At 65.7% G+C, this 20711-nt stretch carries 17 protein-coding genes; 11 read left to right on the plus strand and 6 right to left on the minus strand.

Annotated features, from left to right (window positions below; genetic code table 11):
• Positions 1-64 precede the first annotated feature (64 nt).
• From J1M87_RS16795 to J1M87_RS16815, 5 genes are read left to right on the plus strand one after another with little or no spacing between them, the layout of a single operon-like run.
• On the plus strand, positions 65-787 hold the full coding sequence (locus J1M87_RS16795) for a hypothetical protein (protein WP_307830830.1): 723 nt from the start codon (positions 65-67) through the stop codon (positions 785-787).
• 16 nt (positions 788-803) lie between these two features.
• Positions 804-1730 carry a tRNA (adenosine(37)-N6)-dimethylallyltransferase MiaA gene (gene miaA / locus J1M87_RS16800; RefSeq protein WP_206490670.1) on the plus strand — a complete coding sequence of 309 codons (927 nt, stop codon included), beginning with the start codon at positions 804-806 and terminating at the stop codon, positions 1728-1730.
• 9 nt (positions 1731-1739) lie between these two features.
• Positions 1740-2609 carry a diaminopimelate epimerase gene (gene dapF, locus J1M87_RS16805; RefSeq protein WP_206490600.1) on the plus strand — a complete coding sequence of 290 codons (870 nt, stop codon included), beginning with the start codon at positions 1740-1742 and terminating at the stop codon, positions 2607-2609.
• 58 nt (positions 2610-2667) lie between these two features.
• A complete protein-coding gene (gene hflX, locus J1M87_RS16810; protein ID WP_206490601.1) occupies positions 2668-4209 on the plus strand; it encodes a GTPase HflX in 1542 nt (513 codons plus the stop codon).
• A gap of 5 nt (positions 4210-4214) precedes the next feature.
• Positions 4215-5321: a hypothetical protein gene (locus J1M87_RS16815; RefSeq protein ID WP_206490602.1), complete on the plus strand. Its 1107-nt coding sequence runs from the start codon at positions 4215-4217 to the stop codon at positions 5319-5321.
• 9 nt (positions 5322-5330) lie between these two features.
• Here J1M87_RS16815 and J1M87_RS16820 read toward each other — a convergent pair whose 3' ends face one another.
• Genes J1M87_RS16820 through J1M87_RS16835 form a run of 4 tightly spaced genes read right to left on the minus strand, consistent with a single transcriptional unit; the run spans position 5331 to position 9467 of the window.
• The gene (locus J1M87_RS16820) at positions 5331-5588 is read right to left on the minus strand and encodes an HPr family phosphocarrier protein (RefSeq protein ID WP_206490603.1); all 258 of its coding nucleotides are present in this window, start codon (positions 5586-5588) and stop codon (positions 5331-5333) included.
• Positions 5589-5631: 43 nt separating this feature from the next.
• The gene (locus J1M87_RS16825) at positions 5632-7683 is read right to left on the minus strand and encodes a fructose-specific PTS transporter subunit EIIC (RefSeq protein ID WP_206490604.1); all 2052 of its coding nucleotides are present in this window, start codon (positions 7681-7683) and stop codon (positions 5632-5634) included.
• A gap of 9 nt (positions 7684-7692) precedes the next feature.
• Positions 7693-8703 (minus strand): 1-phosphofructokinase family hexose kinase, encoded by a 1011-nt coding sequence (locus J1M87_RS16830; protein ID WP_206490605.1) that lies wholly within the window; start codon positions 8701-8703, stop codon positions 7693-7695.
• Positions 8700-9467 carry a DeoR/GlpR family DNA-binding transcription regulator gene (locus tag J1M87_RS16835; protein WP_206490606.1) on the minus strand — a complete coding sequence of 256 codons (768 nt, stop codon included), beginning with the start codon at positions 9465-9467 and terminating at the stop codon, positions 8700-8702. The genes J1M87_RS16830 and J1M87_RS16835 overlap by 4 nt, the downstream gene beginning before the upstream one ends.
• A gap of 170 nt (positions 9468-9637) precedes the next feature.
• Here J1M87_RS16835 and J1M87_RS16840 point away from each other — a divergent pair, with 170 nt between their 5' ends.
• The 3 genes from J1M87_RS16840 (at position 9638) to J1M87_RS16850 (ending at position 13954) form a co-directional block, all read left to right on the plus strand.
• Entirely contained in the window at positions 9638-11368 is a 1731-nt protein-coding gene (locus J1M87_RS16840; RefSeq protein WP_241256988.1) for a phosphoenolpyruvate--protein phosphotransferase, read from the plus strand.
• A 20-nt stretch (positions 11369-11388) separates the two neighbouring features.
• On the plus strand, positions 11389-12660 hold the full coding sequence (locus J1M87_RS16845; RefSeq protein WP_206490607.1) for a uracil-xanthine permease family protein: 1272 nt from the start codon (positions 11389-11391) through the stop codon (positions 12658-12660).
• 151 nt (positions 12661-12811) lie between these two features.
• Complete coding sequence (locus tag J1M87_RS16850) at positions 12812-13954, plus strand: acyl-CoA dehydrogenase family protein (protein ID WP_206490608.1); 1143 nt, start codon at positions 12812-12814, stop codon at positions 13952-13954.
• A gap of 74 nt (positions 13955-14028) precedes the next feature.
• On the opposite strand, the gene lexA is transcribed toward J1M87_RS16850, so the two are convergent.
• Entirely contained in the window at positions 14029-14706 is a 678-nt protein-coding gene (lexA, locus tag J1M87_RS16855) for a transcriptional repressor LexA (RefSeq protein ID WP_206490672.1), read from the minus strand.
• Between the two features lie 370 nt (positions 14707-15076).
• Here lexA and J1M87_RS16860 point away from each other — a divergent pair, with 370 nt between their 5' ends.
• Complete coding sequence (locus tag J1M87_RS16860) at positions 15077-15490, plus strand: hypothetical protein (RefSeq protein WP_206490609.1); 414 nt, start codon at positions 15077-15079, stop codon at positions 15488-15490.
• Positions 15491-15590: 100 nt separating this feature from the next.
• Entirely contained in the window at positions 15591-16055 is a 465-nt protein-coding gene (gene nrdR / locus J1M87_RS16865; protein WP_206490610.1) for a transcriptional regulator NrdR, read from the plus strand.
• 12 nt (positions 16056-16067) lie between these two features.
• Here nrdR and hrpA read toward each other — a convergent pair whose 3' ends face one another.
• A complete protein-coding gene (gene hrpA, locus J1M87_RS16870; protein WP_206490611.1) occupies positions 16068-19964 on the minus strand; it encodes an ATP-dependent RNA helicase HrpA in 3897 nt (1298 codons plus the stop codon).
• Between the two features lie 70 nt (positions 19965-20034).
• Here hrpA and J1M87_RS16875 point away from each other — a divergent pair, with 70 nt between their 5' ends.
• The gene (locus J1M87_RS16875) at positions 20035-20709 is read left to right on the plus strand and encodes a Pr6Pr family membrane protein (protein WP_206490612.1); all 675 of its coding nucleotides are present in this window, start codon (positions 20035-20037) and stop codon (positions 20707-20709) included.
• Positions 20710-20711 lie beyond the last annotated feature (2 nt).

Here is a 20711-nt window from a genome sequence, read left to right on the forward strand (position 1 = left end):
ACAGCTCAGACGCCTCGACGTGGACTCGTCCGGCCAACTCGTGTCACCGGCTAGCGTGGTCTTCGTGTTTCGTGTCGCGGCCCTGGCGCCCACCCCACCGCTTCTCGTACCCGAACTGGCCGGTGCCCGTGCTCCCCAGACGGAGGACCTTCGGACCGCTGCCGTGGCCGCGGTGAGGGCGCTGACGTCGGAGACAGACCGGTGGCTTGCCATCGGTGTCGACGATGCCGAAGGCCACTACGACGAGACCACGGTCGGGACCCTGCGCGGCTACGGCGTCGACGTGCCGGTGAGTCTGTCCGGCGGCAGCACGTCCACGGTTCCGGACCCCGAACTGCCGCTGGCCGTGTTGATCGCCGGCTGGCTACGCGGTGCCGCCGCCCCGGAGTCCGCGGTCGAGGTCCGTACGGTCCCCGCGACCGCGGACCCTCGGTGGTGCGCGCAGTTCGGAGCCCAACTGCGGCGTGAGCTCGACGCATCGGAGCAGCGCTGGGGTGTCCTGGTGCTGGCAGACGGGGCGAACACGCTGACAGCGAAGGCTCCAGGAGCCTTCGACGAGCGAGCCGAACAACTCCAGCAGGGGATCGACGATGCCCTGACTGCAGCCGAGGTCGACTCGTTGGCGGCACTCGATTCGGACCTGTGCGCGGCCCTCGGGGTCGGCGGCAGAGCGGCATGGCAGGTGTTGGCCGGTGTGGTCGGTGCCGACGCGATGGCGACGACGGAGCTCTACCGAGGTGCTCCGTTCGGCGTCGGGTACTTCGTCGGAAGCTGGTCTCGTGCCTGAGGGAACCGGAAACCCCGTGGCGGACCCGCGCGATTCGGCCACGACTCCCGTTGCGGTGATCGGGCCGACGGCGACGGGCAAGTCGGATCTCGCCCTCGATCTGGCCGAGGAACTCGGCGGCGAGATCGTCAACATCGACGCGATGCAGCAGTACCGGGGAATGGACATCGGTACCGCGAAACTGCCGGCCGCAGACCGTCGCGGCATCCCGCATCATCAACTCGATGTGCTCGAGGTCACCGATATCGCAACGGTTGCGCGCTATCAGGCGGCGGCCACAGTCGATGTCGAGGACATTCGATCCCGAGGGCTGCGGCCGATCATCGTCGGCGGCTCGATGATGTACGTGCAGTCGCTGCTCGACGAGTGGGCCTTCCCGGCGACGGATCCGGCCGTCCGGGCGAAATGGGAAGCGGTACTCGAACGCGATGGGGTGGACGAGATCCACCGTGCGTTGGGACTGGCCGATCCCGAGGCCGCCGCATCGATCCTGCCCACCGACGGCCGACGCATGGTCCGCGCTCTCGAAGTAGTGGAGCTGACCGGTCGACCGTTCGCCGCATCGGCTCCGAAAATCGGTGAACCTCGTTGGGGCACAATCATACTGGGCGTCGACCGCGATACCGTCGAACTGGACGAGCGAATCGACGCGCGCACCCGGCTCATGTTCGACACCGGCCTGCTCGACGAGGTCGAAGCGCTGCTGGAGCGTGGCCTGCGGGAGGGAGTCACCGCATCCCGGGCCATCGGGTACGCCCAGGCGCTCGACGTGTTGGCGGGGGAGTACGACATCGAGTACGCCCGTGAACGAACCTTCATCGGCACCAGGCGCTACGTGCGGCGTCAACGCTCCTGGTTTCGGAGGGACGACCGGGTGCGCTGGCTCGACGGAGCCTCACCGACGCTGACCTCGGATGCTCTGGCCGCACTCGTCCCTCAGTAGACTCGCCGCATGGACTTCGTCAAAGGTCACGGGACCCAGAACGACTTCGTCGTACTGCCGGATCCGGCAGCCGAGCTCGAGCTCACCAAGTCGGCGGTCGCCGTGCTGTGCGATCGACGCCAGGGCATCGGTGCCGACGGTGTCCTGCGGGTCGCCAGGGCCGGAGTGCTGCGCGATGCAGGCGTGCTCGATCGCATTCCCGCGGGAATCGAGCCCGAGGACTGGTTCATGGACTACCGCAACGGTGACGGCACCATCGCCGAGATGTGTGGCAACGGTGTCCGCGTGTTCGCACACTATCTGCGCGTGCACGACCTGGAGCAACGCGATCAGTTCGTGGTGGGTTCGCGCGCCGGGGCACGCGCGGTGACGGTGCACTCCTTCGACGAGACGAACGCCGATGTGACCGTCGCGATGGGCGAGGTGACGCTGATGGGTTCGAGCTCGGTCTCGATCGCGGGTCGGTCCTTCGACGGTGTCGGGATCGATGTCGGCAATCCACACCTGGCCTGCGTCGACGGTGCATCGACTCGTGCCTCGCTTCGAACCCTCGATTTCTCCGCCCCACCCACGTTGGACGCCGAGTTCTTTCCGCACGGCGCGAATGTCGAGATTCTGACCAGGCTGGACGACGGAGGAGTCGAGATGCGGGTGTTCGAGCGGGGCGTCGGCGAGACGCGATCGTGCGGCACCGGCACCGTGGCCGCGGCGGCCGCCGCGTTGTCCTACGAGGGCCTCGAGACCGGTGAGGTGAGCGTCGGTGTGCTCGGCGGCAGGGTACGGGTGAACATCGATCATGTCGGTGCCACCTTGCGCGGTCCGTCGGTCCTGCTGGCCCGCGGGGAGATCGACGAGCGGTGGTTCGCGGCCCAGTCCTGAGGCTCGAACGGAAAACTCGCGTGCATACGCTGGGTTTTTCGTGGATCATGGGTGATGTATGACGAACTCACATGAAACATCCCCTGCGGGCGAACCGGTCGAGAAGAGCATCGACGATTCATCCGACACCGCATCTGCGTGGACCCGCGAGGAGTCCGACGCATGGTCGAGGCGGTTGGCCCGGTCCCCACTCAACGACGAGGACTCACCGTCCTCGGGTGATATGCAACTCGAAGACCGCACGGCGCTGCGCCGAGTTGCCGGTCTGTCCACCGAGCTCACCGACGTCACCGAGGTCGAATACCGACAGCTGCGTCTCGAACGCGTCGTCCTGGTCGGTGTCTGGACCACGGGCACTGCGGCGCAGGCCGAATCCAGCATGACCGAACTGGCGGCACTGGCCGAGACCGCAGGCTCGGAGGTGCTCGAAGCGTTGATGCAGCGGCGCGACAAGCCCGATGCTGCCACCTACATCGGTTCCGGTAAGGCCAGAGAGGTGCGCGACATCGTGCTCGCGACCGGTGCCGACACGGTGATCTGCGACGGCGAACTGACCCCTGCCCAGCTCAACGCGCTGGAGAAGGTCGTCAAGGTCAAGGTCATCGACCGCACCGCATTGATTCTCGACATCTTTGCTCAGCATGCGACCTCGCGAGAGGGCAAGGCGCAGGTTGCTTTCGCGCAGATGGAGTACATGTTGCCCAGGCTGCGCGGCTGGGGCGAATCGATGTCGCGGCAGGCCGGTGGCCGTGCGGGCAGCAATGGCGGCGTCGGTCTGCGTGGACCGGGTGAAACGAAGATCGAAACCGACCGCCGGCGCATCCGCGAGCGCATGGCCAAGCTGCGCCGCGAGATCAAGGGCATGAAGCAGGCCCGCGACACGAAGCGGGAGCAGCGGCTCAGCGGTACGGTGCCGTCCATCGCGATCGTCGGTTACACCAACGCGGGCAAGTCGAGTCTGCTGAACGCGTTGACCGGATCCGGTGTGCTCGTTCAGAATGCGCTGTTCGCCACACTCGATCCCACGACCCGCAAGTCGACGCTCGAGGACGGGCGCGCGATTGTGCTGACCGACACCGTCGGCTTCGTCCGACACCTCCCGACCCAGTTGGTGGAGGCGTTCCGCTCGACGCTCGAGGAAGTCACCGATGCCGACCTGCTGTTGCACGTGGTCGACGGCTCCGATCCACTGCCGATCGATCAGATCAAGGCCGTGCGTGAGGTGATCACCGACGTCGTGCGCGAGCAGGACGCGAAGATGCCGCCGGAGTTGTTGGTGGTCAACAAGATCGACGCCGCCGACCCGGTGCAGCTGACCCAGTTGCGTGGTGTGCTCGATGGTGCCCGGTTCGTCTCGGCCAAGACCGGTGAGGGCATCGACGAGTTGCGCGATCACCTCGGAGAGATCCTGTCCGAGCCCGACGTGTTGGTCGACGTGCTGGTGCCCTACACCCGCGGTGATCTGGTCGCTCGCATTCACACCGACGGCAGAATCGTGCAGTCCACGCACGAGGAGGACGGCACGCGGGTCGAAGCTCGGGTGCCGCAGTCGCTCGCGGCGGCGCTCGTCGAGTTCACGGCCGCCGTTCCCAGCGCCTGAATTCGATGAGGCCACGGGTCGTGGTGCGTGGTGCCGCCGCGTCCGTGTTCGCCACTGCCCTCGCGTTCGTCCCTGCCCTCGCGTTCGCCGGAATCGCCCTCGCCGCGCCTGTCGACACCGAAACATATTGTCGGCCGGCAGATCCCGGCCTCTCCGAACTGTCCGGACTGACCTCGATCGACGGGGTTCTCTATGCGATCGGAGACAGCGGTTCAGATGACCGCGTCGCTGAACTCGATGGGAACTGCGCCGTCGAGCGATGGATCGACGTTCCCGTCGACCCGTACGACGTCGAGGACCTGACCTCGTACGACGGTTCGCTGTGGTTGGCCGATATCGGCGACAATCAGATGCGTCGCGACACAGTGGCATTGACGCGAATGGACCCGGTGACCGGTGCGGGTGAACTGCACCGACTGACGTACCCCGACGGCGCGCACGACGCCGAGACGATACTGATCGAGCCGGGCGGCAGGCCGGTGATCGTCACCAAGGAATTCTCGGGCGTCAGCGGGGTGTACGTCCCGGCAGGCGACGAATCCGTCGCCGATCTGGACAGCCCCGGGCCGACGCCGCTGCGGAGGGTCGGCGAGATGGCGTTCACCGCAACCGACACCGTCGGCGGGCCGCCGTTCGTGGTCGGCTCGATTCTGGCGACCGGGGGAGCGGTGAGCGCGGACGGCACCGTCGCGGCGGTCCGCACCTACACCGACGCATACCTGTTCCATCCGTCCGACGGAGACATCGCGGCCACGCTCGTGGACTCGACCTCGCCTCGGGCGGTGGTGGCGTTGCCCGATCAACCGCAGGGCGAGGCACTGGCGTTTCTGGACGACGGAAGCCTGCTCCTTGCGTCGGAGGCGGGCTTCGGTCCCGAGGACGGAACGCTTCCGCCCGTTCTGAAAATCTCGGACGCCGAGTCCATGGACATTTCTGCGCCCGAACCTGCTGCTACAGAGTCGGTGTCGCCGACCACCGTGTCCGACAAGCCCGCGCAGACGCCGGCAGCGACGGACTCGGAATGGGGATTCCGAGCGGCCGTCGCTGCTGGGGTGGTGCTGATCGCCGGAGCGGTGGGATTCACCGTCCGGCGATCGAGGCGATCTGGCTAGCTGACCGAGTCAGGCGTCCAGATCGGCTTCGACGAGTGCGACCACTTTGTCGAGGGTGGCCTGGTCGTCACTGGTGACGGTGACTTCGGTGCCCTTGGTGGCACCGAGGGTCATGATCATCAAGGCCGAACCTGCGTCCACCGGCTCCGAGTCGGCCACTGCGAGGGTCACGTCCACGCCGGCTTCGGTTACGGCGTCGGCGATCAGTGCTGCGGGACGAGCGTGCAGACCGATCGAGGATCCGACGGCGACTGTGGTGCTGGGCATGTGGTGCTCCTTCGTAGTGGGTTCGTTGCGATGCTAGCGAGTGTCAGACGGTGACGAGTGCCGGATCGAGTTCGGCTTCGGTGGGGGAGTTCTTGCTCTTGACGAACTGCTTGGCCGAGACGACCAGGAACGCCGAGACGATGGTGCCGACAGCGAGAGACACGATGAACCACAGGATGTTCCCGATTGCAAAGAACACGAAGATTCCGCCGTGCGGTGCGCTGAGGGTGACGTTGAAGGCCATGATCATGGCCCCGGTGACTGCGCCGCCGGCCATCATCGACGGGATGACGCGGAACGGATCCGCTGCGGCGAAGGGGATCGCCCCTTCGGAGATGAACGCCGCACCCAGGAACCAGGCAGCCTTACCGTTCTCGCGCTCGGCTTCGGTGAACAGCCGCGAGCGAACGGTCGAGGCCAGAGCCATGGCCAGCGGCGGCACCATACCGGCCGCCATGACTGCAGCCATGATGCGCAGCGACGCGGTGTCGGTGACCGACAGGCCCGCAGTAGCGAACGCATAGGCCGCCTTGTTGACCGGTCCGCCGAGGTCGAAGCACATCATCAGGCCGAGAATGATGCCGAGGATGATGACCGAGGAGCCGCTGAGTCCGTTGAGCCAGTCCGTCAATCCGCTGGTGATCGCGGCGAGCGGCTTGCCGAGCAGGAGGAACATGATCGCGCCGACGATGAGCGTTGCGAACAGCGGGATGATGACGACCGGCATCAGGCCTCGCAGTACTGTGGGGATCTTCCACTTGCTGATCCACAGCGCGACGAAGCCGGCGATCAGACCACCGACGAGACCGCCGATGAAGCCTGCCCCCACCAGTACCGCGACTGCACCGGCGGTGAAACCCGGTGCCAGACCTGGTCTGTCGGCAATGGCATAGGAGATGTAGCCGGCCAGTGCGGGTACCAGGAAACTGAACGACAGCGCGCCGATCTGGAAGAGCACGGCACCGAGGTATGCGGTGATTCCGCCGTCGGGCAGAGAGGTGATGGAGTTGTTGACGACGATGTCCTCGGCGACGCCGGAGATCTCGTAGCCACCGAGCAGGAATCCGAGAGCGATCAGTAGACCACCGGCGGCGACGAACGGGATCATGTAGCTGACGCCGGTCAGCAGAATCTGGCGGATGCGAGTGCCCCAGCCGAGCTCACCGGCCGAGTCGTTCGATTCGGCCGCGACGGCAGTACCGCCGACGCGGGCCGCGTCCGGGTTCAGCGCTGCGCGCAGTGCCTCGGTGACCATGACGTCGGGCTCGTTGATCGCACGCTTGACGCCCGAGGAGATGACGGGCTTGCCGGCGAAACGCTCGCGGCCCTTGACGCCCACGTCGGTGGCGAAGATGACTGCTTCGGCTCCGGCGATGATCGCGGGATCCAACGGCGTGCTGCCGCTCGAACCCTGCGTCTCCACGTGAACGGTGACTCCGGCGCGTTCACCTGCTGCGACGAGTGAGTCGGCAGCCATGTAGGTGTGGGCAATTCCGGTGGGGCAGGCGGTGACCGCCACGATGTGCTTGGGAGCCGACGACGCCTCGGCGGAGGTGTCGGGTGTGCTGTGCTTGGCGGTGGAGACCGGGGCCGCCGCGACGGGAGCCGCAACTGCAGGCTTGGTCGCAGGGTTGATGACGTCGTCGACGAGCGTGACGATCTCGGACGCCGAGGACGCGTTGCGCAGCGAGGCGACGAACTCGGGCTTGACCAGCGCGCGAGCCAGGCTGGACAGCAGCTTCATGTGAGCCGATCCGGCACCGGTAGGCGCGGCGATCAGGAACACCAGGTCTGCGGGGCCGTCGGGGGCTCCGAAATCGACCTTCGGATTCAGGCGGGCGAATCCGAGCGAGGCGGAGGTGACCGCTTCGGAGCGGCAATGCGGGATTGCGATGCCGCCGGGCAGTCCGGTCGCCGACTGCGCTTCGCGGGCCAGCGCGGCGTCGCGTAGTGCGTCGGTGTCGGTGGCGCGTCCCGCCGAAGCGAGTACACCCGCGAGGCGCTCGATGACCTGAGCTTTGGTTTCGCCGAGATCGGCGTCGAGAAGGATCAGATCCTCGGCGATGACCGGCTGATCTGCGGTGGGGGTTGACATTTCAGACTCCTAGAGAAGGTTCGAAGCAGGGGAGAACGTAGGCGGGGTGACGGGCGTTGGAATGTCGAGCGCACGAACCGTCACCGAATTCGGGTGGGTCTGCTCGGGCAGGGGAAGCGTGGTGCCAGGAAGTGCGGTCGCTGCCGACCCGTAGGCGACGGCGCGGCGTAGTTTGTCTGCGTTGGAACAGTTCTCGGCATCGGCGAGGATGTAACCGGCCAGTGAGGAATCGCCTGCACCGACCGTGCTGACCGCGGTGATCGGGGGCGGACTGGCATACCAGCTACCGTCCGCGGTGACCAGGACAGCTCCTGCGCTGCCGAGAGTGGCCAGCACCGCTCGGACTCCTCGGCCGAGAAGGATAGTGCTGGCAGCGATCGCTGCGGTCGGATCACCCTGCGCCGCAGCGCTTTCCAGCTCCTCCGAATCGTACCCGGTCAATTGCGCGAGTTCCTCGGAATTCGGTTTCATCAAGTCCGGTGCCGATCCCGGGAACGCTGCCGCGAGAGCGAGCAGCGGCTCGTCCGAGGTATCGACGGCGACCTTCGCAGAGGTGGTGCGTAGTGCGGTGACGAGTTCGGCATACCAGTCGACGGGTAGGCCGGGGGGAAGCGAACCGGACAGCACCACCCACTCGGCATCGGCTGCAAGCGACAAGATGCGCTCTCGTAGTTCGGCGCGAGTCTGCGCCGACACCGTTGCGCCCGGCTCGTTGATCTTGGTGGTGGTGCCACCGATCTCGCTCACGGTGATGTTGGTGCGAGCCAGTTCCGACGTCGGAACTGCGGAGTACTGCACTCCTTTTGCGGCCATCGCGTCGAGCAGGGGGTCTCCGGCCCTGGCCGGTAGGACTGCCAGTGCCTCGACTCCCGACCCGCCGATGACGCGAGCGACGTTGACGCCCTTTCCTCCCGGGTCGGTGGCCGAGGTCGATGCCCGGTGCACGCCCCCGCGTACGAGCGGCGTATCGAGTGTGACCGTGCGGTCCATGCTCGGGTTGGCCGTGAGTGTGACCATCATGCGATCACCACCTCGATTCCTTTGTCGCTGAGTTTTTTTCGGTCTTCGGTGGAGATGTCACTGTCGGTGACGATGATGTCGATGGATTGCACCCGGGCAAAGCTCACCAGATGTTCTCGGCCGATCTTCGACGAATCGGCAAGCACCACGACATGGTTGGCCGAATCGACCATCGCGCGCTTGACGGCAGCCTCGTCGCTGTCCGGAGTGGACAGGCCGTGCCCGACGCTGATGGCGTTGGTGCCGATGAACGCGACATCGACCCTCAACCATTCGAGTGTGCGCAGTGCTTCCTCGCCGACGGCGGCCTGTGTCGTCCCCCGGACGCGCCCACCGAGTAGTCGGAGGCCGACCCCCGCCAGTGTCGACACGCGCGCGGCGATCGGCACCGAATTGGTGACCAACGTGAGTTCGCGATCGTGCGGCAGCAGGCCGGCAAGGCGTCCGGTGGTGGTTCCGGCATCGAATACCGCGCTACCCCCGACCGGAGGAAGGAACGACAGCGCGGCGGCTGCGATCGCGTCCTTCTGATCAGCGCGAGTGAACTCCCGCTCCGAGACGCCGGGTTCGAGGGTGGTCAGTGCCGATGCAGGTACCGCTCCACCGTGGACTCGGCGGACCACACCCAGCCGATCGAGGGTGGCGAGATCGCGTCTGACCGTCTCGGTTGTGACGCCGTAGGTGGTCGAAAGCTCGTTCACGGAGACGCGGCCCTGCGTGCTGATCAGCTCAGCGATTGCGTGCTGTCTCTCTTCGGCGTACACCTGCGTCTCCTTCCGGGTCGATGTTGCTTTATGTTGTTTTACGCCCGTGTGTGTTGACATGTCAAGGGTTTGGAGTAATCTCGGTCACAACACCAGCGAGCAACCGGCTACACCACAGCTCGCCGAACAGCACGAAGGCTTTTGTTCACTCAGGATCCGAGGAGGACCACATGACGGGATCGGTTAGCACCGCTTCGACTGGACGTACCGCCACGACAGTGGATGTCACCGAGAGCGGACCCGTGCAGGCCGCTCTGCACGGCACACCCGTCGTGCCTGGTGTCGGCTACGGTCCTGTCATCCGCCCCGGTGCCCGCCCTGCCATTCCAGCCGACACCGGTGAGGTGGCCGAGGCCGATCGCAGTGCCGAAAAAGACATCTTCGACGCCGCCGCGAACGAGGTCGCCGGCCGTTTGCGCGGCCGCGCCGAGCTGGCAACCGGGGCTGCCTCGGAGGTGCTGTCGGCCAATGCCGCGATGGCAGCCGACCGTGGCTGGCTCGGTGCCGCTCGGTCCTCGATCGCCAAGGGCAGCTCCGCGGTGAGCGCAACGGCAGCGGCCACTGACAAGTTCGCCGCGATGTTCACCCAGCTCGGTGGCCTCATGGCCGAGCGGGTCACCGACCTGCGCGATATCCGCGATCGAGTCATCGCCGAGATCCTGGGCTTGCCGGAACCCGGTGTCCCCGTGCCGGCCGAAGCGTCGGTCCTGTTCGCCGACGACCTGGCACCTGCCGACACCGCAGGTCTCGACCCCACCCTCATCGTCGGACTCGCCACCTCGTTGGGCGGCCCGACCAGTCACACGGCGATCATCGCGCGTCAGCTGGGGATTCCGTGCATCGTCGCGGTATCCGGTCTCGACGACATCGCTGCAGGAACGCATGCATCGGTCGACGGAACCAGCGGCCGCATCGAACTCGAACCCGACCCCGAATCGGCTCGCGCCGCAGTGGTGTCGGCCCGTGACGAACTCGACCGCGTATCCCGGTGGGTCGGCCCCGGTGCCACCGCAGACGGACATGCGGTCGACATCCTCGCCAACGTCCAGGACGGCGCAGGCGCTCGCGCAGCGCGAAACAGTGCTGCCGACGGCGTCGGTCTGTTCCGCACCGAACTGTGCTTTCTCGACCGGGACTCCGAGCCCACCGTCGACGAACAGGCCGAGATCTACGCCCAGGTGCTCGACGCGTTCGCGGGCAAGAAGGTCGTCGTCCGCACCCTCGATGCAGGGTCGGACAAGCCCCTTCGGTTCGCCACCCATCCCGACGAGGCCAATCCGGCACTGGGCATTCGCGGCATCCGCATCGCCGAGGCAGACCGAGGGATTCTGTACCGACAGCTCGACGGCATCGCCGCAGCCGCCAAGGCCACGGACTCTTCCCCCTGGGTCATGGCACCGATGATCGCGACCGCCCAGGAAGCGAAGGACTTCGCCGCCGACGTCCGCGAGCGTGGCCTCACCCCGGGCGTCATGATCGAGGTGCCTGCGGCTGCCCTGTTGGCCGAGCACATCCTCGAGCACGTCGACTTCCTGTCCATCGGAACCAACGACCTCGCGCAGTACACGATGGCAGCCGACCGCATGTCCGCTCAGCTCGCCGGTCTGACCGATCCGTGGCAGCCGGCCGTGCTGTCACTCGTGGCACACACCGCGGCCGCCGGAGCCAAGGCGGGTAAGCCCGTGGGTGTCTGCGGAGAAGCCGCCGCCGACCCGCTGCTGGCGTGTGTGTTGGTCGGACTCGGCATCACCTCGCTCTCTGCTGCATCGGCAGCCGTCGCTCATGTGGGTTCCAGGTTGGCGACCGTCACCCTGGATCAGTGCAAGGCGGCTGCGGCCGCCGCCCTGAAGACCGACAGCACCGCGGCGGCCCGAGAGGCAGTGAGCGCAATCCTCGGCTGAACGCCTAGTCTGCTCAAATAATGAACAATCTCGGTTGGACGCTGCACGGAAACGGAAGAACTGTCACCGCCGGAGCGGTGGTGTCGCCGGACGAACGCCTGACCTGGCCGCGCACCATCGGTATCGGCATGCAGCACGTCATCGCCATGTTCGGGGCAACGCTGCTGGTTCCGACGATCACGGGCTTTCCGGTGTCGACGACGCTGCTGTTCTCGGGCATCGGGACGGCACTGTTCCTGCTCATCACCAGAGGACGCGTGCCGAGCTACCTCGGGTCGTCCTTTGCGTTCCTGGCCCCACTCGGTGCCACCCAGGCCAACGGGCCGGCCGCGCAGCTCGGAGCCGTGCTGTGCGTCGGCGTTGTGCTGGCGGCGATCGGCTTCGTGGTCAAGTTCGCAGGCAGGCGTGTGCTCGACGCGGCGATGCCGCCCGTGGTGACCGGCGCCGTGGTGGTGTTGATCGGGTTGAACCTGGCACCGGCCGCGACGACGTCGTTCGAAGCGCAGCCGCTGATCGCGGCCGTGACGCTGGTTGCGATCCTGCTGGCCACGGCCATCGGACCAGGACTGCTCGGCCGCCTCGGGATCTTGCTCGGTGTCGTGGTGGGCTGGGTGTTCGCTGCCCTCACCGGTGGGATCGCGCAACCACGCCTGGACGCCCTGAACGCCGCGAGCTGGATCGGGCTGCCCGAGTTCCGTGGGCCGTCCTTCGAACTGTCGGTGATCCTGGTGGCACTGCCGGTGGTGATCGTCCTGGTCGCAGAGAACGTCGGGCATGTCAAAGCGGTGGCCGCGATGACCGGCAAGAACCTCGACGACGTGGCAGGTGACGCGCTGATCGCCGACGGCCTGGCGACCACCCTGGCGGGAGCAGGTGGTGGCTCCGGAACCACCACGTACGCAGAGAACATCGGCGTCATGGCCGCCACCCGGGTCTACTCGACCGCGGCGTACTGGGTCGCAGCTCTGACAGCAATCGTGCTGGCGTTCTCGCCCAAGTTCGGTGCCCTGATCTTCACGGTGCCCGACGGCGTCATCGGAGGGGCGACGCTGGTCCTGTACGGACTCATCGGATTGCTGGGAGTACGCATCTGGACCGATGCCGAGGTGGATTTCGCCGATCCGATCAATCTGATCGTCGTTGCTGCGGCCCTCGTCGCGGGAATCGGCGACCTCACGCTGACCGTCGGATCGGTCGAACTCGGGGGTATCGCATGGGGTTCGCTCGGCATTCTTCTCGGCTACCCGATCGTCTCGGCACTCGCGAGGCGCGCAGGCAACGGCGGGCGTTAGCGGGTCTCGGTCACGGATCGCGCGCGTTTTGGTCATCGACCGCCACCGCGCGCCGAACGTAGTGTTGGATTGCGACGTCAGTCGTACCGACGACCGCGATCGGAACCAGCCCGCAGGTCGAAGTCGGTACGCACCGAACAAGGAGATCTGCGTGGAACGCACACTTTTCGAGCCCGAGCACGAGCTGTTCCGGGAGTCCTACCGGAAGTTCCTCGAACAACACGTAGCACCCAACCATGCGAAGTGGGAAGAGCAGAACATCGTCGACCGCGGCGTCTGGGTCGAGGCCGGTAAGCAGGGCTTCCTCGGAACGGCCGCGCCGGAGGAGTTCGGCGGCGGCGGCGTCAAGGACTTCCGCTACAACGCCATCGTCACCGAAGAAACCACCCGCGGCGGCTACAGCGGTATCGGATTCACCTTGCACAACGACGTCGTCGCGCCCTACCTGATCGACTTGGCCAACGACGAGCAGAAGCAGCGCTGGCTCCCCGGATTCTGCTCCGGTGAGCTGATCACCGCGATCGCCATGACCGAGCCCGGCACCGGAAGCGACCTGCAGGGCATCAAGACCAAAGCAGTACGTGACGGCGACGACTGGATCCTCAACGGATCGAAGACGTTCATCACTAACGGGATCAACGCCGACCTGGTGATCGTGGTGGCCTGCACCGACCCCGAGAAGGGTGCGCAGGGCTTCAGCCTGCTGGTCGTCGAACGCGATATGCCCGGGTTCGAGCGTGGGCGCAATCTCGACAAGATCGGCATGAAGGCCCAGGACACCGCCGAGCTCAGCTTCACCGACGTGCGCGTGCCTGCCGCCAACCTGCTCGGTGAAGAAGGCATGGGCTTCATCTACCTGATGCAGAACCTGCCCCAGGAACGCCTCTCGATCGCAGTGGTCGCCGCGGCAGCCATGGAATCGGCACTCGACATGACGATCCAGTACTGTCGCGACCGCAAGGCTTTCGGAAAGTCGATCGGCAAGTTCCAGAACACCCGATTCGTCCTGGCGGAGTTGGCAACCGAGACCACCGCCACCCGCATCATGGTCGACAAATTCATCGAACTGCTCAACGCAGGCACCCTGACCGTTCAGGAAGCCGCGATGGCGAAGTGGTGGACCACCGAGAACCAGGTCAAATTGATCGATCGGTGCCTTCAGCTGCACGGCGGTTACGGCTACATGAAGGAATACCCGATCGCCAAGGCGTACATGGACTCTCGCGTTCAGACCATCTACGGCGGAACCACCGAAATCATGAAGGAGATCATCGGGCGCGGCTTGAACCTCTGATTCACCCCCCGACGGACACGAAGGGCCGCAGCACAGACGTGCTGCGGCCCTTCGCATGTCAGCGGAGAGTTTCCCTAGAGCTTGCGCATCACGGTGACGACCTTGCCGAGGATTGCGGCATTGTTGCCCGGAATCGGCTCGAACAGCGGGTTGTGCGGCAGTAGCCACACCTCGCCCTTGGACCTCTTGAAGGTCTTGACCGTCGCTTCACCGTCGATCATCGCCGCGACGATGTCTCCGTTGTCTGCCACGGATTGCTGACGGACGACAACCCAGTCTCCGTCGCAGATCGCCGCGTCGATCATCGACTCGCCGACGACCTTGAGCAGGAACAGTGAACCCTGACCGACCAACTCGCGGGGGAGGGGAAAGACGTCCTCGACGGCTTCCTCGGCGAGGATCGGACCACCGGCGGCAATGCGTCCCAGGACGGGTACGAACGTCGGCGTCGGGAGTCGGTCCTGATCCTCCGCGGAACCGTCGACCGCGGCGGCCGCCTGATCGGCCTGAACCTCGTCGAGCCCGCGTACGTCGACCGCCCGGGGACGGTTGGCATCACGTCGGAGGAATCCCTTGCGTTCGAGGGTGCGTAGCTGGTGCGCGACGGAGGAGGTCGAGGTCAGACCCACCGCGTCACCGATCTCGCGAATGCTCGGCGGATATCCGCGTTCGGTGACCGAGGCTCGGATGACCTCGAGGACCTTCCGCTGGCGTTCGGTCAGCCCCGCGGCGATGTCGGTGCCGACTTCCATCGCCTTGGGTGTCGGTTCGGCGGCCGGCTTGCCCGCCGCGACCTTCGTGGCCGCCGTCTTGGAACCCGTCGTCTTCGAACCCGTGGTCGACCTCGTCGAGGTCTGGTCCTTCATGCTGTCGGCCTCCTGCTGGTGTCCTGGATCCGGTCTGCGTGCGTCGGTCTGCGCGGACTGGAGTTGATGGTGTCGACTCGTGTGGCGTGTGGTTTCTGCCACGAATCTAGCGTGTATCAGCTGTTGAATCAAACATCTGTTCGACTCGTGTCGCGTTTTCTGCAGACTTTGTCGGAGCCACGTGATAGAACTTCGAACAAGCGTCCATCGAACGCCTGATCGAACAATCGATCCAACGAGCGAAGTCGAGGTTCCGATGACCATCATCACCGATCGCCCCACCGCTGCAGGTATCCGTACCCGGTCCACCGTGGTGGAGCGTCGTCGCCGGGTTCGTCCCGCGCTTCGGAGTTCGGTCGCCGCGCCGGGGGTCACGACCGCGCGTCGTGTGCAGGCGACCGCGTGCCTGCCGGTGCTGGCCCCGTCCCGGACCGAGGTCACCGATCGCGAGCTGGCCGATCGTGAGTTCGACGAGACCTCGGCCCACTTCGCCGGCCAGCCGGTCCGGACGAGATCGTTGGTGCTGTGGGTGCTCGCAGTTGTTGTCGTGGCCGGTGGCCTGATCGGCATTGCCAACGTTCGGGCAGCTGCGCCGGATGCAGCCGTGCAGCCGACCGGCGTGGTGGAGGTCCACAACGGAGTTGTCGTCGAGTACGCGCCGGGCAGGTGACCACCGGCCCCATCGCTCGTAGGCAGACTGAGTATCCTCGACTGACTGCTCCGACACACGTGTTTCACGTCGGAGCATCGGCTACGACGGAGGCTCCTTCATGCATTGCCCGTTCTGCAGGCACCCCGATTCACGCGTGGTCGACTCGCGAGACATGGACGAGGGGCAGGCAATCCGGCGTCGCCGCTCCTGCCCGGAATGTGGCCGCCGCTTCACCACTGTCGAGGCCGCCGTGCTCGCCGTCGTGAAGCGCAGCGGAGTGACAGAGCCGTTCAGTCGCGAAAAGGTCGTCAAGGGAGTTCGCAGGGCCTGCCAGGGCCGAGACGTCGACAACGACGCGTTGAACCTCCTCGCTCAACAGGTAGAGGACGCCATTCGGGCCGCCGGGTCCGCGGAAATCCCCAGTCACGAGGTCGGGTTGGCCATCCTGGGACCGCTTCGCGATCTCGACGAGGTGGCGTATCTCCGGTTCGCGTCGGTGTACCGCTCGTTCAGTTCGGCCGAGGACTTCGAGAAGGAAATCCACGAGCTTCGTAAGCATCGTGAGTCCGCCGACATCGACTGAGAGTCGATGCCGTCAGCGGGCCTGTTCCGAGATCGCCTTCTCGAGACGCTTCTCCGAGACCGGATATGCCGTCCTGATTCCTTGAGCGAACAGCCCCACCCGCAATTCTTCGATCATCCAGAACAGTTCCTGCACTCCCGCACCGTTCTTTCTTGCTTCCGGAAGCGAATCGAGCAACCGCCCGTACGAGTCGTAGACGCGATCGAGAACGTCCATCGCCGCGGCGTCTCGGCCCGCACTGCTCGGCAGCGTGGCCAACCGCTTCGCCGCCGCGGCGAGATAGCGTGGCAGGTCTGCCAATCTGCGAGAACCGAACTCGGTCACGAACCCGCGAAAGATCAAGCCGTCGAGTTGTTCACGAACATCGTCGGCTGGTTCACCCGATGACGACTGCAATGTCGCCGACACTGCGAGTGCTGCGGTCAGCACGGGACGGACCAGTGCCAGTATCGCTGCGGTGCGCTGTGGAACCTCGGCATCGACCAGCGCGCGCAGCTTCTCGAAGGCCTCCGGATCGCGGACGGGCCCACCGTGCGCGTCCATGGCCTCCTCCACCGCGAGGACTCGGCACTCCTCCAGGAGGGCGTCCACGCTTCCGTACGGATTCTGGCCGAGGGCAAGACGTTCCGCAGTCGGCAGACCGGCCAGCAGTGCTTTGGTGCCCTTGGGTGCAGACGCGAGAAGCAGCGCTCTGGTGCCCGACCGCATCGCCGCGCGCTGCTGGGCCGGAGTGCTCAGAACCCGCACTGCGACACCGGACCCTTCCGGTACCAACGCCGGGTAGCCGGTGACTTTCTGCCCACCGACCTCCCGGGTGACCGTCGACTCCAGCCGTCCCAGCGTGCTCGAGGTCCAGGCCAACGACGGTGCACGCTCGGCGTCGCCGACCGCGCTCGCGACCTGACGACCCACCTCCCCGGACAGTCCGGCGCGCAGTGCAGCGAGATTCTTGTCGCTACCCAACACTTTTCCGCTGGCGTCGACGGCCGCGAACGTCATCCTCAGATGCTCGGGTAGCGCCGCCGTATCGAAGTCCTTGGCCGTGATGTGGCACTGGGCAGCACGCGAAAGCTCACGAGCCAAGGCCGTCACCAGAGTTTCCGATCGCGGCTTCATCACCGCCAACGCCGCGGCGGCGAAGTCGGGAGCCGGAACGACGTTGCGACGCAGCGCCTTCGGCAGTGTCTTGATCAATGCAGTCACCAACTCTGCGCGCATTCCCGGCACCAGCCAGTCGAAGCCCACCGGCTGCACCTGAGCGAGCAGTGCAATCGGAATGCGTGCGGTGACCCCGTCGGCGGCGGTACCCGGCTCGAACTGGTAGGTCAACGGGAACTGGATCTCTCCCTGTCGCCACGCGTCCGGGTACGCGCCGGTGAGCACCGCAGCCGCGTCGGCGTTGACCACGGTATCGGTGGTGAAATCCAGCAGGGCCGGATCGTGTCGGCGGGCCTTCTTCCACCAGGTGTCGAAGTGCCGGGCCGACACCGCTTCTGGCGCGACGCGTGCGTCGTAGAAATCGAACAGAGCGTCGTCGTCGACGACGATATCGCGCCGCCGGGCCCGATGCTCGAGTTCGCCGACGTCCTCGAGCAGCGCCCTGTTCTTGTGGAAGAACGCGTGCTGGGTCTTCCATTCACCCTCCACCAGGGCATGTCTGATGAACAGCTCGCGTGATACTTCCGGGTCGATGCGGTGATATCCGACCGGACGCTGTGTGACCAGGGGGATGCCGTACAGAGTCACTCGCTCGTAGGCCATGGCGGATTGGCGTTTGATGGACCAGTGCGGCTCCGAATACGTCCGCTTGACCAGGTGTGGGGCCAGCCGCTCGGCCCACTCGGGTTCGATGCGGGCAGCCATGCGGCCCCACAGTCGGCCGGTCTCGACCAACTCCGCGGCCATCACCCACCGCGGCGGTTTCTTGAACAAACCGGATCCGGGGAAAATTGCGAAATGCGCGCCGCGCGCACCGAGAAACTCCCGCTTGTCGCCTTCCCTGAGTCCGACGTGTGAGAGCAATCCGGACAGCAGTGACTGATGCAGAGCGTTGTCCGTGGAGTCGGCATCGGGCACCGTCCAGCCGAGCCCGCGGGTGATCTGACGGAGCTGGCCGTGCAGGTCCTGCCACTCCCGAATCCGCAGATAGTGCAGAAATTCGGTGCGACACATGCGTCGAAACTGATTGGAAGACAGCTCGTTTCGCTGCTCGCGCAAGTACGTCCACAGCTTCACGTAGGCCAGGAAGTCGGAGTTCTCGACTGCGAAACGGGCGTGCTTTTCGTCCGCCGCCTGCTGATGCTCGGCGGGCCGCTCCCGAACGTCCTGGATCGACAGCGCCGCCACGACCACCAACGCGTCGCGCAATGATCCGTTGCCGTTGGCCTCGACCAACATTCGCGCCATCCGAGGATCGACGGGCAACGCCGAGAGCTCTCGGCCGATCGGGGTGAGCTTGGCGGTACCGTCCTTGCCTGCGGGTTCGAGGGCTCCCAGTTCATCGAGTAGTCCGATGCCGTCTCGGATGCTGCGCGGGTCCGGCGGTTCGACGAACGGGAACGCCTCGATCTTGCCCAGACCCAGTGCGGTCATCTGCAGGATGACCGAGGCCAGGTTGGTGCGCAGAATCTCGGGCTCGGTGAACTGCGGACGGGAATCGAAGTCCTCCTCCGAGTACAGCCGAATGCAGATGCCGTCGGCGACACGCCCGCAGCGCCCCGCTCGCTGGCGCGCAGACGCCTGGGAGATCGGTTCGATGGGGAGGCGCTGCACTTTGGTGCGCAACGAGTAGCGCGAGATGCGGGCGGTACCGGGGTCGACGACGTATCGGATGCCGGGGACCGTCAACGATGTTTCCGCGACGTTGGTCGAGAGCACCACCCGGCGGCCCGAGTGCGGGGAGAACACTCGATGCTGTTCGGCTGCGGACAATCTCGCGTACAGCGGGACGATCTCGGTATTGCGAAGAGTGCGATCGTTCAAGGCGTCGGCGGTATCGCGAATCTCGCGTTCACCGGACAAGAACACCAGGATGTCTCCGTCGCCCTCGGCCATGAGTTCCTCGACGGCCTGGCAGGTCGCGTCGACGGGGTCGAGATCGATCGTCGTGTCTCCGGCATCGACGGTCAGTGGCCGATACCGCATCTCGACCGGGAACGTTCTACCGGAGACCTCGATGATCGGGGCGGGCACGCCGTCCTGGGCGAAGTGCTCGGCGAACCGTTCCGGATCGATCGTCGCCGAGGTGATGACGATCTTCAGATCCGGTCGTCTCGGGAGGAGCTGAGCCAGGTAGCCGAGGAGGAAGTCGATGTTGAGGCTGCGCTCGTGAGCCTCGTCGATGATCAGGGTGTCGTACTGGCGAAGCAGTCTGTCTCGCTGGATCTCCGCCAGCAGGATGCCGTCGGTCATCAACTTGACCAGAGTCGAATCCGAGGATTGATCGGTGAATCTGACCTTGTAGCCGATGGATTCGCCCAGCGGCTCGCCGACCTCCTCGGCAATGCGCTCGGCCACCGTACGAGCGGCGAGGCGTCGAGGCTGGGTGTGGCCGATGGAGCCGCGAATCCCGCGACCGAGTGCGAGACAGATCTTGGGAATCTGGGTGGTCTTACCGGAGCCGGTCTCACCGGCGACGATCACGACCTGATGCGCGGCGATGGCAGCGGCGATGTCGTCCTTGCGCAGGCTGACCGGCAGCGACTCGGGGAAATCGAGGGTGGGGACCGCGGCTTTGCGATGTGCGACGACACCTTCCGCGCGGGCGATATCGCGTTCGACTGCGGCGAAGGCTTCCTCGGTGCGGGCTTTGTCCACTCGCCGACGCAGCCTGTTCTCGTCGCGGATGGTGACCTCGGCCAGGCGAGTGGCGAGAGCGTTGCGCTGACGGGACGAAGTGGAGGTAGACATACTCACTGCAGGATATCCGTTTCGCCGCAACCCTCGTGAATGCCGGCCCCGACTGTGCCAGGATCGCCGCATGAGCATCTCGCGCGATGTCCTTGCCGAGCCGCGTACCCCGGCGACGATCAGGACGTTGCGGGTACTGTTCGGCGCGCTCACCGCGGCGGCCCTCGTCTCGATCGTTCTGAACGGACTTGCCGCCTCCACGTTCTCGTTGGCCAATTACTTCAGCTACTTCACCGTGCTCAGCAACGTCGCGACGGTGCTCGTCCTCATGATCGGCGGCCTGATCGATCCACGATCTTCGGGTTGGCAGCTCGTCCGCGGGGCGGTGACGCTCTACATGGTGATCACCGGGATCATCTACGCGGTGTTGCTTGCGAACATCGATGTCGGTGTCGCGGATCCGTGGACCAACAACGTGGTGCACAGGATCATGCCGGTCGTACTACTCCTCGACTGGATTCTCGCCCCGCCGCGTCGCCGGATATCCGAGTCGCGCAGCCTGATGTGGTTGCTGTTCCCGCTGATCTACGGGATCTACACCCTTGTCCGCGGACCGATCGTCGACTGGTATCCCTACCCCTTTCTCGATCCACGCGAACAGGGATACATCGCGCTCGCCATCGGGCTGGTGGTGTTGACTGTCGCCTTCGCGCTGATGGCACTGGCAGTCAATGCGCTCGGGCGGCTGGCGGGACGGTGGAGACACGGATCGGACTCGATCGAATCGGACTCCACTACTGTGTAGCG

The organism is Rhodococcus sp. KRD162, from assembly GCF_017168335.1.
GTDB lineage: Bacteria > Actinomycetota > Actinomycetes > Mycobacteriales > Mycobacteriaceae > Rhodococcoides.

What these genes read in the sequence shown, in the direction of transcription:
- J1M87_RS16815 (WP_206490602.1), top strand. Translation starts at nt 4,215, where the DNA reads ATGAGGCCACGGGTCGTGGTGCGTGGTGCCGCCGCGTCCGTGTTCGCC.
- J1M87_RS16830 (WP_206490605.1), bottom strand. Translation starts at nt 8,703, where the DNA reads ATGATGGTCACACTCACGGCCAACCCGAGCATGGACCGCACGGTCACA.
- J1M87_RS16860 (WP_206490609.1), top strand. Translation starts at nt 15,077, where the DNA reads ATGACCATCATCACCGATCGCCCCACCGCTGCAGGTATCCGTACCCGG.
- hrpA (WP_206490611.1), bottom strand. Translation starts at nt 19,964, where the DNA reads ATGTCTACCTCCACTTCGTCCCGTCAGCGCAACGCTCTCGCCACTCGC.
- nrdR (WP_206490610.1), top strand. Translation starts at nt 15,591, where the DNA reads ATGCATTGCCCGTTCTGCAGGCACCCCGATTCACGCGTGGTCGACTCG.
- J1M87_RS16825 (WP_206490604.1), bottom strand. Translation starts at nt 7,683, where the DNA reads ATGTCAACCCCCACCGCAGATCAGCCGGTCATCGCCGAGGATCTGATC.
- lexA (WP_206490672.1), bottom strand. Translation starts at nt 14,706, where the DNA reads ATGGAAGTCGGCACCGACATCGCCGCGGGGCTGACCGAACGCCAGCGG.
- J1M87_RS16875 (WP_206490612.1), top strand. Translation starts at nt 20,035, where the DNA reads ATGAGCATCTCGCGCGATGTCCTTGCCGAGCCGCGTACCCCGGCGACG.
- J1M87_RS16840 (WP_241256988.1), top strand. Translation starts at nt 9,638, where the DNA reads ATGACGGGATCGGTTAGCACCGCTTCGACTGGACGTACCGCCACGACA.
- J1M87_RS16820 (WP_206490603.1), bottom strand. Translation starts at nt 5,588, where the DNA reads ATGCCCAGCACCACAGTCGCCGTCGGATCCTCGATCGGTCTGCACGCT.
- hflX (WP_206490601.1), top strand. Translation starts at nt 2,668, where the DNA reads ATGACGAACTCACATGAAACATCCCCTGCGGGCGAACCGGTCGAGAAG.
- dapF (WP_206490600.1), top strand. Translation starts at nt 1,740, where the DNA reads ATGGACTTCGTCAAAGGTCACGGGACCCAGAACGACTTCGTCGTACTG.
- J1M87_RS16845 (WP_206490607.1), top strand. Translation starts at nt 11,389, where the DNA reads ATGAACAATCTCGGTTGGACGCTGCACGGAAACGGAAGAACTGTCACC.